We start from the raw sequence: 16,888 nt of genomic DNA, 5'->3' as shown, positions 1-16,888 counted from the left end.
GACTGCCTGCGCACGCGCGTAGCCCCTACGCTGGCGGCATGATGGAAAATGACGCTACGCTCCTTGCAAACAAAACCGACATGCGTCGTCTTGCGCGGGCCTTATATTGGCAAGGCTGGCGGATCTCATCGATTGCACAACACCTCGACATCAAACGCAGCACCGTGCAAAGCTGGTGCGATCGTGATCATTGGGACAAGGCCTCGGTCATCGAAAAAATCGAAACCGCCTTAGATGCCCGCCTGGTGCAATTGATCGCCAAAGACCTCAAAACCGGTGGCGACTTCAAAGAAATCGACTTACTGACACGTCAGGTCGTGCAAATGGCGCGCGTCAGGCGCTATGAAGAACCGGGCGGTAACGAAGTTGACCTAAACCCCAACCTGGCCAAGCGTCACGCCGGCCCCAAGAAAAAAGCAGCACGCAACGATTACAGCGACGAACAGCGTGAGCAACTGCTGGAGGCCTTCCGCGATTCCTTATTCGACTATCAAAAGAGTTGGCTGAGAAACGGCCACCAACGTACCCGCGTCATTCTAAAATCACGTCAAATTGGGGCGACCTGGTATTTTGCGCGCGAAGCCTTGGCGGATGCATTTGAAACCGGACGTAATCAAATCTTCCTGTCTGCTTCAAAAGCGCAGGCGCACGTCTTCAAACAATACATCGTCCAGTTTGCAAAGGAAGCGGCGGGCATTGAGCTCAGCGGCGATCCTATCGTTCTGCCGAATGGCGCGCATTTGTACTTCTTGGGAACGAATGCGCGCACGGCGCAAGGCTACCATGGCAATTTCTATTTCGATGAATTCTTCTGGACGCATCAATTCCAAGAATTGAACAAAGTCGCGTCCGGCATGGCGCTGCATAAGCAGTGGCGCAAGACCTATTTCTCCACGCCTTCCAGCATCACGCACGAAGCTTATCCGTTCTGGACGGGCGATCTATTCAACAAGCGTCGCCCCAAAAAAGACCAAGTACACATCGACATCAGCCATGCACGACTACAGAGCGGTTACACCGGCGAAGACAAAATCTGGCGCCAGATCGTGACGATCATGGATGCCGAGCGCGGCGGCTGCAACTTGTTCGACATCGATGAGCTGCGCAGCTACGAATACAGCCCGGACCAGTTCGACAATCTGCTGATGTGTCACTTCATCGACGATACCAAGTCAATATTTCCTTTGACCGAACTACAAAAATGCATGGTCGACGCATGGCTTGAATGGACCGATTTCAAACCATTTACCACCCGCCCCTATGGCGACAATCCGGTCTGGATAGGCTACGACCCCGCCCATACCGGCGACAGCGCCGGTATCGTTATCCTTGCCCCGCCGCGCACACCCGGCGGTAAGTTCCGCGTGTTAGAAAAAACCCAATTTCGTGGGATGGATTTTGCTGCCCAGGCCGAATTGATACGGCAATCAACGATACGCTATCACGTCGGCTTTATCGGTATTGATGCGACCGGAATGGGCGAAGGGGTGTATCAGTTGGTGAAGAATTTTTACCCCTCGGTCACCAAGATCAATTACGACCCCGCCATCAAAAGTCGCATGGTGCTGAAAGCGCAAGACGTGATCAGCAAAGGCCGGCTCGAATTCGACGCCGGTGCGACAGAACTGGCGCAATCCTTTATGGCGATCAAAAAAACACTGACCGCCAGCGGCCAGCAAGTGACCTACAAGGCCGACCGCAATGAAGAAACCGGTCACGCCGATCTGGCCTGGGCATGTATGCATGCACTTGACCACGAACCGCTCGATGGTGGCCACCACAACAGTCAATCATTTATGGAGATCTACGCATGATACGCAGGAAGCAGCGCGGGCAGATAAATGCAGCGCAGGAAGTCAGGACCGAGCGTGCGACGGCCGTCAGCCAGTCGGCGGCGCTGGAAGCATTCAGTTTTGGCGACCCGACGCCGGTATTGGATCGCGCAGAAATTCTCGATTATATCGAGAGCTGGTCGAACGGCCGCTATTACGAACCGCCGATCAGCTTTGACGGCTTAGCCAGATCGTTCCGCGCCAGCGTACATCACAGCTCAGCCATCTATGCCAAGCGCAACTTGCTGGCCTCGACCTTTGTCCCACATCGGCTGTTATCGCGGGAACACTTCAGCCGCTTTGCGCTCGACTTTCTGGTCTTCGGTAACAGCTACCTCGAGCGGCAAACCAACCGCCTGGGTGGCACGCTCGGACTCTATCCTGCGCTGGCCAAGTACATGCGCCGCAGTGCCACCGATCTGAGTGCCTATCTGTATGTGCACGGCTGGAAACAGGAGCACGAATTTGCCCCTGGCTTGATTTTCCATCTGATCGAAGCCGACATCAACCAAGAAATCTACGGCCTGCCCGAATACCTGAGCGCCTTGCATTCGGCCTGGTTGAATGAAGCCGCGACGCTGTTTCGCCGAAAATACTACCAAAACGGCTCGCATGCCGGCTTCATTTTATACATGACCGATGCGGCGCAAAACCAGACCGACGTCGACAAGATGCGCGAGGCGCTCAAGCAGAGCAAGGGACCAGGCAATTTCCGCAACGTGTTCATGTATGCCCCGAACGGAAAAAAGGATGGGATACAGCTGATTCCGGTTTCCGAAGTCGCCGCCAAAGATGAATTTTTCAACATCAAGGGCGTAACACGCGACGACATGCTCGCCGCCCACCGTGTGCCGCCCCAGTTGCTGGGCCTGGTACCGAATAACACCGGCGGCTTCGGCGCGGTCGAACCGGCAGCGCGGGTATTCGTCCAAAACGAACTCGAGCCGCTGCAAGCGCGCTTCATGCAAGTCAATGACTGGCTGGGCGAAGAAGTCATTCGCTTCGACTCTTCCAAATTATTACAATCGGTAGGGGCAGCCCAATGAGCGACCACGCGGATGTCTCAGATAAGAATATCGAAAATTTCATCGCGTCCGCGATCGCCAACGCGTGCCGCCAGGTGCATGTGCAAAGCGATGGGTATTGCTTGTTTTGCGACGAGCCGGTCGCCTTCGGACTGCTGTTTTGCAATAAGGAATGCCGGGATGATTTTGAGAAAGAGCAACGGACCTTAAAAATTGCCGGCAGATAGCCCTACAGCATGGAAAATCCCCGACGTGTTCGGGGCTTTTTTATAGCAACAAGACCACCTCCAAGCGCTACCATTCATACGCGACTCTTGCGGCAGCGCATCACTGTGACATCGATCACAGAAAAGTTATTTCTTTTAAGAAAATTTTTCAGATTTCAAGCTTTTCCCCCTTGGCGCGCAGTCATCCCCCCACCACGCCTGCGGGCTAAATAGCCCGGTTTTGACGCAAATTTTGGAAACTGACGCACAGAGGAGAAAACCGCCGTTGCAGGGCGAGCACACGCGGCAAAAAGTGACGCAGTTTGACGCACCTGAATGCCGTTTCGGGCGTTCAGTCAAATTGATGCGGTACGGGTATCTCTGGCACCTTAAAAGCGCAGAGATCAGGAACATCCACCCCCAACGCATCCGATACGCGCCGCAAATCGACAAAAAGTCCGGCCCGAATTGCCAGGCTGGCGCTTTGCTCAATTTGTCTCATGAGTTTGAATTTTTGCTCATGTAGCAACACCATATCGCGTACCTTGAGAACATTGTCCCTCCCGCGCATGCCGATCGACGGCACTGGATCACGCGGCAATAACATGGGCAAACCAGTGACGCTAATGGAACGGCTGGCGATGCCCTTAGTCCAGTAGTTCCACAGAACATCGTCACATTCATTTTGGTAGTCGATTATTTTTTGTTTGCAAAAACACCATTATTTTACGCGGGGGGCGATTGTCTCAAAAAAGCCAACTCCCCACATCCCAGGTTTAGCCTCGGGAAAAAGGTAACCAAGGTAATCTGCTCTATTTTAATTATATAAGTCTTTGATTTTAAAGGATTTTTATGGTTACCTTTAAAAGGTAACCATAGATAACTAAAAAGGTAATCTTTTCTAAGTGCTTGATTTTATTGAAGTAATTTTTAAAGGAAATTACCTTTTTAAAAGGTAACCTGATTACTTTAAGATTACTAATAAATTACCTTTTTAAAAGTCATAAAAAACCTATATATATCAATGACTTAACATGCATTTTAAAAATTACGTTACCCTGGTTACCCTTTTCCCGAGGGGGTACTTTATTTTGAATTAATTGTATTTTTGATATTTGTTTATTAATTTTTATTGCTTTATTATTATTTACATCAATAGTTAAGGTGCAAGCACATCGTATCTCCCTCTGTTAGCACCGCAGCTTTGAACAGGGGAAAGAGAAGGAAAAATATTTCCTGAAAAGTAATTTTATATTGACATGACTCCCTGCGCGGCCGGCAAGGAATTGGAAGGGCTTAAAAAGGTCGATAGAGCGGAGATTTGCGCGACGGCATTTTTAGAGCAATCTGGCTCTGTCGATCAGAGTTTCGATGCAATCGAGTCGGACGATTCTCGATAATAAACTCGGTAAAGTAGGCTGATGTTTTTATGCCTACTAATTCGAGCCAATACCATTACATCAACTTTTTTTGCTAGCAATGTAAGTGCTGTTGCACGAGCATCATGAAAAGTCAGTCCAGATATCATTTTCTGTCTGCACAGTTTTGAAAATAGGGTGCTTCCCTCGTTTGGCCCTACAGTAAAGTGGGCCGATAAGATCAATTTCTTTGCGATTCGCCCGACTGGCACCTCGTCGCGGCCACCTGTTTTTGTTCTTGGGAGGATGACTACTTGCCGTGCAGAATTAAAGTTTTGCGGAGCGTTCAACACTTCAGATAAGCGCATGCCAGTGCGTAGGGCAATGTGAAATGCAAGAGCCATCTCGCCAGTTTTTCCACCTGCTGCTTGTCCGGCGCGGAGGATGATCTTGATTTTCTGCCATTCCCATCGCTGAAACCGAGCCGCATTTTCTGCCGGCAGGCGTACCCCTTTGAATGGGTGGCGCTCTATCCAGCGCCACTCATCAACGGCAATAGTGAATAGGTGACGCAACAAATTTGCCTCACGCTGAACGGTCGATCCAGAGACAGTCTTTAACCTTTCATCTCGCCATTCTCCAATTCTGGCGCTGCCGATGTCTGCTAATCGCGTATGAGGTAGAAAATACTCAAGCATTGCGTTAAAGCGTCGCATTTCCCATACAGGGCTACGCTTTGTGATGCTTACCGTATTTTTGTAATGCTCGACGGCATCAAGAAAGGTTTTTCCACCGCCGCCTTTGAGCAAATCAAGCTCAGCTTCTTTTTTGAGCGCCCATGCTTGGGCTTCGCGTTTTGTATCGGTGACGTGAGTTGAACGAAAACCATGGCGCTGAACTTCGGCACGCCACTTATTTCGGTATTTGCGAATATATGCCATCTGTGCGGGATTACTGTGCGTATTTTGTGCGTGGAGCATAGTATATCGCATCAAAAACAAACTGTGCTCATACTATCAAAGCCAGTGCCACATGTAATCATTTTCCGTCTTTTGGTGCCCGAGGCCGGAATCGAACCGGCACGCCCGCTATGAACGAAGCGGCGGATTTTAAGTCCGATGTGTCTACCTGTTTCACCACTCGGGCCCATCACATCAACAGACAGTCTACACTGTTTGTCTGGAAAAAAAAGCGCTGACCACCGGCTAGCGCTTTTTTAATACTGGAGGCGGGGGTCGGGATCGAACCGGCGTAAACGGCTTTGCAGGCCGCTGCATAACCACTTTGCTACCCCGCCAAGGGTTGCTGATACCGTCACCGCTCAAACAGCAGTAACACGCATGCGGTGCAACTATACTCTCACTGAAAAGGGAAGCGCGGCTTCCCTTTTGGAATCTGGAGCGGGAGAAGAGGCTCGAACTCTCGACCTCAACCTTGGCAAGGTTGCGCTCTACCAACTGAGCTACTCCCGCATGTACTGCATTGCTTCTACTTCGGTGCTTCTATTTGCCTGCTCGCCACTTGCTGCCGAATGCTGTGACGTTCCAAAATTCTGGAGCGGGAGAAGAGGCTCGAACTCTCGACCTCAACCTTGGCAAGGTTGCGCTCTACCAACTGAGCTACTCCCGCGCTTGGTCCTACTATTACTACAATCGTTGCCAATGATTCACTACTTTACTGCTGCCAATTTTCGTCATATTGAAACAATGGAGCGGGAAAAGAGGCTCGAACTCTCGACCTCAACCTTGGCAAGGTTGCGCTCTACCAACTGAGCTATTCCCGCATCGACGAAGACCAGAATTATATAGGATTTTAGAATTCTGTCAAGCGAGCTAGTCGAGTTTCTCGGTTGACTCTTTAATCAGCGGCCACGCCCGGCGCAAATAATAAAACATCGACCAAACCGTCAACACCGCTGCCACCAATAATAGTACCGATCCCAACAACGCAGTATGAATGACACCGAAAAAATCATCGTAATACAAGAGCATGGGAATCGCCACCATCTGCGCCGTGGTTTTGATTTTTCCCAGCGAACTGACAGCGACCGACTTGGATGCCCCGATCAGCGCCATCCATTCGCGTAGCGCCGAGATGGTGATCTCGCGGCCGATGATAACGAAGGCGATCACGGCATTAACGCGATCAAGCTGCACCAGCACCAGCAGCGCCCCCGCCACCATCAGCTTATCAGCCACCGGATCGAGAAAGGCACCGAACGAGGAAGTTTGGTTCCAACGCCGCGCCAAAAAACCGTCAAACCAATCAGTGATGGCCGCCACCACGAACACGATGGTGGATGCCAAACTCTTGTCAAACGGCGTCAGCCAATTGTCAGGCAGATAGAACACGCCCACCACCAGAGGAATGAGGGCAACCCGCAACCAGGTCAGTAAAATAGGGAAATTCAGTGGCATGACAGTCTGTTCTGTGTGATCGTGATCGAAAAGCATGGCCGCAGTCAGCGCTGGTTTGCTGCATCTCTCGCGGCGGATAAGCTCAATTATATTTCGCTAACGTAAGCGCTTGTAAATTTCTTCTGCCAATTGCTGCGATATACCATCGACGCTGGCCAATTCTTCAACGCTGGCATCGGACACGCCCTTGAGGCCGCCGAAGCGCACCAACAGCTTTTGCCGCCGCTTCACCCCGACCCCATCGATTTCTTCGAGTTGCGAGGATTGCCGCGCCTTATCGCGTTTGGCGCGCATGCCGGTGATGGCAAAGCGATGCGCTTCGTCGCGAATCAGGGCGATCAGCATCAGCGCCGCCGATTCCTTGCCCAGTTCTTTTTCTGCGCGCCCATCAACGAACACCAGGGTTTCCAGGCCGACCTTGCGCCCTTCCCCTTTGGCGACGCCGACGATGAGGCTGATATCGAGCGCTAACTCGACGAATACTTGGCGTGCCATTTCAACTTGGCCCTTGCCGCCATCGATCAGCACTACATCGGGCATACGCGCGCCACTGTCGGCATCCGCATTCCGAATCCGCTCATAGCGTCGCATCAGTACCTGACGCATCGCAGCATAGTCATCGCCGGGCGTGATGTCTTTGATGTTGTAGCGGCGGTATTCGGCGCTTTGCATCGCATGATGTTGATACACCACGCACGAGGCCTGAGTGGCTTCGCCATGCATGTGACTGATGTCGAAACATTCGACGCGCAACTCATCGAGCTCGGCAATTTCCAGCTCAAGCATACTGACCAAGGCACGCGTGCGGCTTTGTTGCGAGCCCTGCTCCGACAATAAACGCGCCAGCGCCAGCTCAGCACCTTTTTGCGCCATCTCCAACCAGATGCGGCGCTGTTCTTGCGGCTGCAATGACAGATAGATTTTATGCCCGCATTGTTCGCTCAAGGCCAGCATTAAATCTGGCGCATCGAAGGCGATATTGAGCACCAATGTGGCCGGAATAAATTGATCGACATAATGCTGCGCCAGAAACGCCGCCATCACTTCACTTTCCATACTCTCTTCGGCAGTCACGCGGGCATCGTCAACATGGCTGGGGAAATACGCGCGATCGCCGAGGTGGCGGCCACCGCGTATCATCGCCAAATTCACACAAGCGCGCCCGCCCTCGACGATGACGGCGATGATATCGACATCGGCATTGCCGGTGGTTTCCATGCTTTGCTGATGCAGCACCTTGGAGAGCGCCGACATTTGATTGCGGATCGCCGCGGCCTGCTCAAATTTGAGCTCTTCGGCATAAGCGAGCATTTTCCGCTCTAAGGTCGCCATCACTTCGAGCTGACGACCACGCAGAAAATCGGCGGCATGGCCAACATCTTCGCGATAGTCTTCCGGTGTGATGAGGTCGACACAGGGGGCGCTGCAGCGTTGAATTTGATGCAGCAAGCAGGGTCGTGTGCGATTGGCAAACACACTGTCTTCACAACTGCGCAGTAAGAATACTTTCTGCAGTATTTGCATCGACTCTTTCACCGCCCAGCCCGATGGGAAAGGCCCGAAATACTGGTGCTTGCGGTCGACGGCACCGCGATAATAGGTCATGCGCGGCGTGGTTTCGTTGGTGATTTTTAAATACGGATAGGATTTATCATCGCGAAACAAGATGTTGTAGCGCGGCCGCAGCGCCTTGATTAAATTATTTTCCAGGATCAACGCTTCGGCTTCGCTGCGTGTCACGGTGGTTTCCAAGCGGGCGATTTTTGCGACCATCATGGCGATGCGCGGACTCGACACGGTTTTGAGAAAATAGGTGGTCACGCGTTTTTTTAAATCGCGCGCCTTACCGACATACAGCACCTGATCTTGATCATCAAAATAACGGTACACGCCGGGCAAATGCGGCAATTTGGCGACGGTGTCGAGCACCAGTTGACGGGCCACCGAGATCACGGCCACATCGGGCTCAGAATTTGGCGCTATATCAGCGGGTATCTCAGATGTCATGTCGAGCTCACTGCGCTGTCGCCGCCACACGCAGCCGTGTCTTGTTCGACAATGGCAAAGGCGACTACTTGACCGATTTCATCACTGACCGAAATGTGTGCGCGCAGGCCGCGTGCCGCCATCCACTGTTGCAAGCTGCCGCTGACAAATACCACCGGACGACCATGCTCGGCCGGCAAGGTTTGCATGTTTTGCAGTGTCATCGGCCAGCGCACGCCGGTACCGATGGCTTTGGAAAACGCTTCCTTGGCAGCAAACCGGGTAGCCAGATACAGGACGCCGCGCAAGACCGCTTGTGCCTGACGTTCGGCAAACACCTGCAACTCCTGCTCACCGAGTATTTTTTCGGCGAAGCGCTGACCGTGGCGCGTCCAAGCGCGCTCGATACGGGCGACGTCGACGATGTCAGTACCGATGCCGTATATCATTGCGCGACCCGCGCCGCCACCCGGGCACGCACCAACACGGCCTTGGCATCACGTACCGCCACTTCCCAACCACTGACGAGGGCACGCGCAAACACAGCACGGCCGAGTTCTATCCGCTCCAGGTCGGGCATGGCAGCCAGTGCCACAACATTGGTATACGTCAGACCGCCGCCAGCCTGCAGCCGCAAACCGCAGCGGATGCCGGCAGCCAGCGCAACCGCCAAGCTATCGAGTGCAACTGCCAGCGCATCCGCACTAGTGGCAGCAGCGTACTCATGAGTGGCCAGCATCACCCTGTCGATGCCGATGGCCGCGGCCGCCTGAAGTTGCGCGCTGTCTGGTGCCAGCAGTAAGCTGACGACCCTGCCAGTAGCTTGCAAGCCAGCTACGCAAGCACGTACCCGTGCCAAGTCTTGCAGCAGATCGAGAGCTGCCGTGTTTGCACCGCACAGCATGATTTTCTGTGGCGCATTGGTATCCAAGGCGGCACAGGCATCGATGTCAACCCAGGTAGTGACAGGCATAGCGAGCTGCGGCAATTGCAGTGGCACGGCATCCATCGCACAGCTGAGCGCATAACTGAGTGCATCAGCACCAGCTTGCTCCGCCAAACCAGCCAGTTGAGTCAAGCTCGCCGTATCGATTTCGCCGGCCTGGCAAAGTCGAACCAAAGGGCGCAGAGAAACACCGAGCTCTATCACTTGCCGCTGCTGATGAATATTCATAAATTCTGTAAGTCGATCAAAATTTGTCGGGTGTTTAAAACTGCGCCGTGCAAATGATGGGTGAGTAAGAAGCGCATCAGCATTTTGCTTTGATAGCGCGTCTGCGCATCGCTGTAATCGGCGGCGCACATATCGAGTAAAGTTTTACCCAGCACGACAGGCGCGGCGTCATCGATGCGCACCGGTCGCGCACCGAGTTCAGGATCAATTATATAACTTTGTTCAGCCAACACGCTGGTCCGACTGTGCGTGCAAAAACTCAAGTCACTGAGCAAGCCGGATTCACGCAACAAGACCAACTCAAACTGCCGCAAAACCGTGGGAGCAGCCTGTTGATGGCCGAGTTGATTGAGACTGGCGACATACTGATCGAACAAGGCAGCGTGGGCTTCATCGCGCATCAGAAATTTCACCAGCAATTCATTGAGGTAAAAACCGCACAATAGCGCAGACTTCTCCAGCGGCAACATACCGCCTACCCAATCGGCACCAGTCAGGATACGTAATTCAGATTTACCGGTCCAACTCAGTTGCAAAGGCTGAAAAGTTTGCAATACGCTGCGCAATTGCGAATGGGGGCGCTTGGCACCTTTCGCAACTAAGGCGATACGGCCGTAGTCGCGTGTCAAGACGTCGATGATGAGACTGGTTTCCTTGTGCGGCCAAGAATGCAGCACGAAACCCGGTTGTTGATGCACACGTAATTCGCGCACGCTCGGCGGCCGTTTCGGTATGGCTTTGCGCGCCGCGGATGCGACTGCACTGTCAACGACGCTGACCGCCTCGCTCATGGTTTGACTTACTCGTAACCGTAGGCACGCAGACCGGCTTCGTTATCGGCCCAACCCGATTTGACTTTGACCCAAATTTCCAAATAAACCGGGCCACCGAACAGTTTTTCCATATCCACGCGCGATTGCGAGGAGATATCTTTCAAACGTGCGCCCTTATTACCGATAACCATCGATTTATGACCGTCACGATCGACCAGAATGGCAATGAAAATACGGCGCAGATTCCCTTCCTGCTCAAACTTTTCGATCAAGACTGTGCTGGTGTAAGGTAATTCGTCGCCGACGAAACGGAATAATTTTTCGCGCACGATTTCGGTAGCGAGGAATTTTTCACTACGGTCGGTGATGTCGTCTTCGGCGAAAACCGGTGGGTTGAGCGGTAAAAATTGACGAATCTCGCCTTCCAAATTTTCTAATTGGAAGCGCAAGGTCGCCGATACCGGCACAATCGCTGCGAATGGAAACAAGGCAGCAATTTTTTGCGCAAACGGCATCATCACGGCTTTATCTTTGACGCGGTCCGATTTATTGATGACCAAAATACATGGCACGTCTTTCGGCAGCAGATCGATGACTTGCTGATCGGCCGCGCCGAAGGTGCCCGCCTCGATCAGGAACAGAATCGCGTCGGAAGCCGTGAGCGTAGTGGTGACCGTGCGATTGAGTGTGCGGTTGAGCGGATTGGCATGGCGCGTCTGAAAACCCGGGGTATCAACGTAAATATACTGGGTCTGATCTTTGGTTTGAATGCCGGTAATACGATGGCGCGTGGTTTGCGCCTTGCGCGAAGTAATACTGACTTTGGCACCGATCAAGGCGTTCATCAAGGTTGATTTACCAACATTCGGACGGCCGACGATGGCAATGTACCCGCAACGAAATTCCGGATTGTCTACGATAGGATTCATGGGGTTGCTCACGCTGTTTTAGGGTGGTGACCAGGGCTGGCGGCACGCGCCTCACCCCGTTCGAGATCAGCATTTGCTGTCGATTTTTTGCTCTCGGATGGGCTCGCCCCATTCGATTGAGCGGTGGCAATACCGGCCAATTTCAATTGTGCCGAACGCGGCTTGGCTTTGCGCGCGGCCGGCATCCGCGCCAGCGCCGCCATCGCAGTTTCAAGTGCCAACTTGGCGGCGGCTTGCTCACCGGCACGGCGACTGCCGCCGGCACCAAACACTTGAATGTCAAGCTTGGGTACCAAGCATTCGATTTCGAATTCTTGGCTGTGCGCCGCACCATGGGTGGCGACGACGTTGTACTGCGGCAGCGCGATTTTTTTACTTTGCAGAAATTCTTGCAGCAAAGTTTTGGCATCTTTGCCGAGCGTGGTCGGATCGACCGATTCCAATACTGGCGCATACAAAGAACGGATCACTTCTTTGGCGACATCAAAACCGGCATCGAGAAACACCGCACCGAACAAGGCTTCGAGCGTATCGGCGAGAATCGAAGGCCGGCGAAAGCCGCCCGACTTCAATTCGCCTTCGCCCAAGCGCAAAAACTGTGACAATTCTATGCGCTGAGCAATTTCATACAAAGATTGCTGCTTAACCAAGTTGGCCCGCACCCGTGACAAATCACCCTCATCGATATCGGCAAAACTATCGAACAAGACTGATGCGACCACGCAGTTTAAAATCGAATCGCCGAGAAATTCCAAGCGTTCATTGTGCAACACACTATGACTACGGTGCGTTAAAGCCTGCTGCAATAAAGCGGGGTGACTGAACTGGTGCCCCAGTCTATTTTGCAATAGTTGAAGATTCATACGTGCATCTGCTTATTCTGGCTTTTTGGCAATAACACCATTAGTCGCCGTGGTACCTTGATATTCCAGCAACAAGCTCGCCGGTCCAAATAAAGGAATTTTTTTCTGATACGAAAAGCTCACAATCACATCGCCACCGTTAGCATCGATGCTCAAATCTTTGCTGCTGATGGAGGTGATGTAGCCGACTTCGGCTTGCCGATCAAAGGCAAGCTTGATTTCATTGGCCGTGCTGGCACCGGCTTTGGCAGCCACGATAGCGCGCTTGACGGAGTTGTACTCTATCACTGTCGGCACCACTTTCGCTGCCAAAATAGCCAAGAGAACCAACACGCCCATAGACAACAGCATGCCGACGAGCGAAATGCCGCGCTGCGCAGGCAGCTGAGTAGGGGCCAAATTATGCATGAAAGTGTGCTCCGAGTGGGGATTAATGGAAACCGCCGATACGCTTGATATTCCCTAAATTCATCCAAATGAAGAAAGCTTTACCGACAATATTCTCATCGGGCACAAAGCCCCAATAGCGACTGTCGAGACTGTTGTCGCGATTATCACCCATCATGAAATATTGCTTTTCCGGCACGACGCAAGAAAATCCTTCGGCGTTGTAACTGCAATTTTCACGTTTCGGGAAATTATGCGGATCGCTGACAAAGGATGGGCGCTGCTCATCATTGAGAATGCGGTGTTCGACGCCGGTCAGATTTTCCGCATATTGCTTGGAATAACTGAGCCGTTCTTCGTCGAGAAAATCGGGCAAAGCCTGATAGCTGAGCTCGTTGCCGTTAATGCTCAAGCGTTTATTTTTATAGACGACGGTATCACCGGGCACACCGACGACACGTTTAATGTAATCGACCGAGATATCTTCCGGGTACTTGAACACCATCACGTCGCCGCGCTGGGGATTGCCGATTTCGATGACCTTCTTGTTGAGTACCGGCAAACGAATACCATAATTGAATTTATTGACCAAGATCAGATCACCGACATACAAGGTCGGCAACATCGAGCTCGAAGGAATCTTGAAGGGTTCGTACAAAAACGAGCGTAAGAAAAACACCAGAGCAATAACGGGGAAAAAACTGCCCGAATACTCAACCCACAGCGGTTGACGCAAAATACTCGCGGCGATTTCGGCGCGCTTGTTTTCTTCCACACGGATGCCTTCGGCGGTCAGCTTAGCGATGCGTGCATCGTATTCTGCCAAGGCCAAATCGGCCGCGGCGCGGCGCTGTTTCGCCAACACAAACACATCAAGAAACCAGATGATGCCGGTAGCAATCGTGAGCACAAATAAAATCAATGCAAAATTGCCTAAAATCGATTGAAAACTCATTTTTCATCCACTTGTAAAATTGCCAGGAAAGCTTCTTGCGGTATCTCAACAGAACCGACTTGCTTCATGCGTTTCTTACCTGCCTTTTGTTTTTCCAATAACTTGCGTTTGCGGCTGATATCGCCACCATAACATTTTGCCAAGACGTTTTTACGCAAAGCCTTCACGTTTTCACGTGAAATGATGTTAGCACCGATGGCGGCCTGAATCGCGACATCGAACATCTGACGCGGAATCAATTCTCGCATTTTTGCAGCAACGGCACGACCACGATAGTGACTATTGGCGCGATGAACAATAATTGCCAACGCATCAACTTTTTCAGCGTTGATCAGCATATCGACTTTCACCACATCGGCAGCGCGGTATTCTTTGAATTCATAATCCATGGAGGCGTAACCGCGCGAGGTGGACTTGAGGCGATCAAAGAAATCGAGCACAATTTCAGCCATAGGAATTTCATAGGTCAGTTTTACCTGACGACCATGATAATTCATATCGAGCTGTACGCCACGCTTGGAAGTACACAAGGTAATCACCGAACCGACATATTCCTGCGGCATATACAAATTGACCGTGACGATAGGTTCACGAATTTCTTGGATTTTCGATGGTTCTGGCATTTTCGATGGATTATCTACCATCAAGATACTACCATCTGCCATCACGACTTCATAAATCACCGTTGGCGCCGTGGTGATGAGATCCATGTCGAATTCACGTTCCAAACGTTCCTGCACGATTTCCATGTGCAACAAGCCGAGGAAACCACAACGGAAGCCGAAACCAAGCGCTTGCGACACTTCCGGCTCATACATCAGGGCCGCGTCATTGAGCTTGAGTTTTTCCAGCGAATCGCGCAGCGCATCATACTGATTGGCTTCGACCGGGAACAAACCGGCAAACACTTGCGGCTGCACTTCCTGGAAGCCTGGCAAAGGCGCCGCGGCCGGACGATTGGCGACCGTGATCGTATCACCGACCTTGGCCGACTTGAGTTCTTTAATACCGGCGATCACAAAACCAACTTGACCAGCCGACAAATGATCGCGCCCCACCGACTTGGGCGTAAAGACACCGACACTTTCAACCAAATGCTGCGCTTCGGTCGCCATGAACAGGATTTTATCCTTAGGACGCAAGGTACCATTCATGATACGCACCAGCATGACCACGCCGACATAATTATCGAACCAAGAATCGACGATCAAACCCTGCAAAGGCGCAGTCACATCACCGCTCGGCGCCGGCACTTTGGCGATCAGCGATTCGATCACATCGATGACGCCGAGACCAGTCTTGGCCGAGCAATGTACGGCTTCGCTGGCATCAATGCCGATCACTTCTTCAATTTCGGCACAGGCATTATCGGGATCGGCCGAGGGCAAATCAATTTTATTGAGCACCGGTACGACTTCAACGCCCAATTCAATCGCCGTATAGCAGTTCGCCACCGTTTGCGCTTCCACCCCTTGTGAGGCATCCACCACTAACAAAGCCCCTTCGCAGGCCGACAGCGAGCGGCTGACTTCATAACTGAAATCGACGTGACCGGGCGTATCGATCAGATTGAGGTTATACACCTGGCCGTCTTTGGCCTTGTAATGCAGCGCAGCGGTTTGCGCTTTGATGGTGATTCCGCGTTCGCGTTCGATATCCATCGAATCGAGGACTTGCGCTTCCATTTCGCGATCGGACAAGCCGCCACACAATTGAATGATGCGATCAGCCAGCGTGGATTTGCCATGGTCAATATGGGCAATAATAGAAAAATTGCGGATGTTTTTCATTGAATACTAAAAATTACTAAGGTGAGGCGAAGACCGGCTTAAAAAATGCCGGCGGACAATGGTAACGGGAGTCAAAAGGCGTGCCGCGGCGAGCCGCAAGCAACGCGATTTCGCCGTTTTTGGCGTTCTTACTGCGGCGACAAACACGCTACGTGGCGCTGCTTTTCACTGTAACAGCACGCTGATACAGGCAACAGCCGCCAAGCAAACACCGTTAGTCCGGAGTTTTGCAAAACGTCATTTTACCGGATTTCAGAGGGGAAAACCGAGAAATCATCGCTGACGCAGAGATGAATGATTAAAGCGACAAGAAATCAGGCAAGCTATCCGACTCCGCTTGTGGCAATTCCCATTTTTTTTCGTAATCGATTTTTGCCAGATATAAGCCGTCAGGCATGAAAGTCGGTGCTGCCAGGCTACGGTCGCGACTCTGCAAGACTTCTGCCAGCCACTCTGGGCTATGCTTACCCTGTCCGACCGCCAGCAAGGAGCCGACGATATTCCTGACCATGTGATGAAGAAAAGCGCTGGCTCGCAAACTGAAGACAATCAACTCTCCTTGCTGGCGGATTTGCAAATCGTATAAATGTTTGACCGGTGTTTTCGCTTGACAGGCGGCGGCACGAAAGGCTGAAAAATCATGTTCGCCGATCAAATGACGCGCTGCCTCGCGCATAGGCTCGACCTCGAGCGGCCGAAACACCCATCCGGCGCGGCCCACCCACATCGGCTTACGTATCCGCGCATTATATAAAACATAATGATAAGTACGCGCCCTGGCGCTGAAACGAGCATGAAAATTGTCCTGCGACAAGGGGTCGAGCGGCAGTTCTTTAGCCCATTGCACAGCTATACTGGCAGGCAAAAAGGCATTGACGCCATTCACCCAAGAATACGGTGCACGCCTTAAATCGCTGTCAAAGTGCACTACTTGCTCTAGCCCATGCACACCGGCATCGGTGCGTCCGGCGCAGACGGTACTCACCGGCGCGCCGCAAAACTGCTGCAAAGCACGCTCCAATGCATCCTGTACGGTGTGACCATCAGGCTGAGTTTGCCAGCCATGCCAATCCGCACCATCATACTGCACACCTAAAACCAATCGTTTCACAAGCCGTTCCACAAGCATTCATCCGTTCAAAAAACAAAAACGGGCACCTGAAATAAGGTGCCCGCAGAATTACGTCTCCGTA

16 protein-coding genes and 5 tRNA genes are annotated in these 16,888 nt (G+C 52.1%); 3 read left to right on the top strand and 18 right to left on the bottom strand.

From position 1 onward, the window contains the following. Positions 1–41 precede the first annotated feature (41 nt). Genes RHM61_RS13870 through RHM61_RS13860 form a run of 3 tightly spaced genes read left to right on the top strand, consistent with a single transcriptional unit; the run spans position 42 to position 3,084 of the window. On the top strand, positions 42–1,814 hold the full coding sequence (locus tag RHM61_RS13870) for a terminase ATPase subunit family protein (RefSeq protein ID WP_416200181.1): 1,773 nt from the start codon (positions 42–44) through the stop codon (positions 1,812–1,814). Further along, positions 1,811–2,878, top strand: a complete 1,068-nt coding sequence (locus RHM61_RS13865; protein WP_322247889.1) for a phage portal protein — start codon at positions 1,811–1,813, stop codon at positions 2,876–2,878. Before RHM61_RS13870 ends, RHM61_RS13865 begins: the two co-directional genes overlap by 4 nt. Continuing rightward, positions 2,875–3,084, top strand: a complete 210-nt coding sequence (locus tag RHM61_RS13860; RefSeq protein ID WP_322247888.1) for a hypothetical protein — start codon at positions 2,875–2,877, stop codon at positions 3,082–3,084. Before RHM61_RS13865 ends, RHM61_RS13860 begins: the two co-directional genes overlap by 4 nt. A gap of 331 nt (positions 3,085–3,415) precedes the next feature. On the opposite strand, the gene RHM61_RS13855 is transcribed toward RHM61_RS13860, so the two are convergent. From RHM61_RS13855 to truA, 18 genes are all read right to left on the bottom strand, one after another. Further along, positions 3,416–3,670: a hypothetical protein gene (locus RHM61_RS13855; protein WP_322247887.1), complete on the bottom strand. Its 255-nt coding sequence runs from the start codon at positions 3,668–3,670 to the stop codon at positions 3,416–3,418. 753 nt (positions 3,671–4,423) lie between these two features. After that, complete coding sequence (locus tag RHM61_RS13850) at positions 4,424–5,401, bottom strand: hypothetical protein (RefSeq protein ID WP_322247886.1); 978 nt, start codon at positions 5,399–5,401, stop codon at positions 4,424–4,426. Between the two features lie 73 nt (positions 5,402–5,474). After that, positions 5,475–5,567: transfer RNA gene (locus RHM61_RS13845), tRNA-Leu, on the bottom strand. Between the two features lie 77 nt (positions 5,568–5,644). Continuing rightward, a tRNA-Cys gene (locus RHM61_RS13840) sits at positions 5,645–5,718 on the bottom strand. A 99-nt stretch (positions 5,719–5,817) separates the two neighbouring features. Beyond that, positions 5,818–5,893: transfer RNA gene (locus RHM61_RS13835), tRNA-Gly, on the bottom strand. 81 nt (positions 5,894–5,974) lie between these two features. Beyond that, a tRNA-Gly gene (locus RHM61_RS13830) sits at positions 5,975–6,050 on the bottom strand. Positions 6,051–6,128: 78 nt separating this feature from the next. Next, a tRNA-Gly gene (locus RHM61_RS13825) sits at positions 6,129–6,204 on the bottom strand. Between the two features lie 49 nt (positions 6,205–6,253). Then, positions 6,254–6,838, bottom strand: a complete 585-nt coding sequence (gene pgsA, locus RHM61_RS13820; RefSeq protein ID WP_322247885.1) for a CDP-diacylglycerol--glycerol-3-phosphate 3-phosphatidyltransferase — start codon at positions 6,836–6,838, stop codon at positions 6,254–6,256. A gap of 96 nt (positions 6,839–6,934) precedes the next feature. Then, positions 6,935–8,845, bottom strand: coding sequence for an excinuclease ABC subunit UvrC (gene uvrC / locus RHM61_RS13815; RefSeq protein ID WP_322247884.1), 1,911 nt, complete (start codon positions 8,843–8,845; stop codon positions 6,935–6,937). Beyond that, positions 8,842–9,273, bottom strand: a complete 432-nt coding sequence (acpS, locus tag RHM61_RS13810) for a holo-ACP synthase (RefSeq protein ID WP_322247883.1) — start codon at positions 9,271–9,273, stop codon at positions 8,842–8,844. The genes uvrC and acpS overlap by 4 nt, the downstream gene beginning before the upstream one ends. After that, positions 9,270–9,998: a pyridoxine 5'-phosphate synthase gene (locus tag RHM61_RS13805; protein WP_322247882.1), complete on the bottom strand. Its 729-nt coding sequence runs from the start codon at positions 9,996–9,998 to the stop codon at positions 9,270–9,272. The genes acpS and RHM61_RS13805 overlap by 4 nt, the downstream gene beginning before the upstream one ends. After that, positions 9,995–10,789: a DNA repair protein RecO gene (gene recO, locus RHM61_RS13800; protein ID WP_322247881.1), complete on the bottom strand. Its 795-nt coding sequence runs from the start codon at positions 10,787–10,789 to the stop codon at positions 9,995–9,997. Before recO ends, RHM61_RS13805 begins: the two co-directional genes overlap by 4 nt. Before the next feature lie 8 nt (positions 10,790–10,797). Then, complete coding sequence (gene era / locus RHM61_RS13795; RefSeq protein WP_322247880.1) at positions 10,798–11,700, bottom strand: GTPase Era; 903 nt, start codon at positions 11,698–11,700, stop codon at positions 10,798–10,800. An 8-nt stretch (positions 11,701–11,708) separates the two neighbouring features. Next, complete coding sequence (gene rnc, locus RHM61_RS13790; protein ID WP_322247879.1) at positions 11,709–12,563, bottom strand: ribonuclease III; 855 nt, start codon at positions 12,561–12,563, stop codon at positions 11,709–11,711. A 12-nt stretch (positions 12,564–12,575) separates the two neighbouring features. Beyond that, positions 12,576–12,971, bottom strand: coding sequence for a DUF4845 domain-containing protein (locus RHM61_RS13785; RefSeq protein WP_322247878.1), 396 nt, complete (start codon positions 12,969–12,971; stop codon positions 12,576–12,578). Positions 12,972–12,993: 22 nt separating this feature from the next. Next, positions 12,994–13,905, bottom strand: coding sequence for a signal peptidase I (gene lepB / locus RHM61_RS13780; RefSeq protein ID WP_322247877.1), 912 nt, complete (start codon positions 13,903–13,905; stop codon positions 12,994–12,996). Further along, entirely contained in the window at positions 13,902–15,695 is a 1,794-nt protein-coding gene (gene lepA / locus RHM61_RS13775; RefSeq protein ID WP_322247876.1) for a translation elongation factor 4, read from the bottom strand. Before lepA ends, lepB begins: the two co-directional genes overlap by 4 nt. A gap of 298 nt (positions 15,696–15,993) precedes the next feature. Continuing rightward, positions 15,994–16,806 (bottom strand): tRNA pseudouridine(38-40) synthase TruA, encoded by an 813-nt coding sequence (truA, locus tag RHM61_RS13770; RefSeq protein WP_322247875.1) that lies wholly within the window; start codon positions 16,804–16,806, stop codon positions 15,994–15,996. Positions 16,807–16,888 lie beyond the last annotated feature (82 nt).

It is taken from the genome of Undibacterium sp. CCC3.4 (genome assembly GCF_034347425.1).
Lineage (GTDB): Bacteria > Pseudomonadota > Gammaproteobacteria > Burkholderiales > Burkholderiaceae_D > Undibacterium.
The sequence above is the reverse complement of the archived record's forward strand: the minus strand, read 5'-3'. Positions and strand labels throughout refer to the sequence as shown.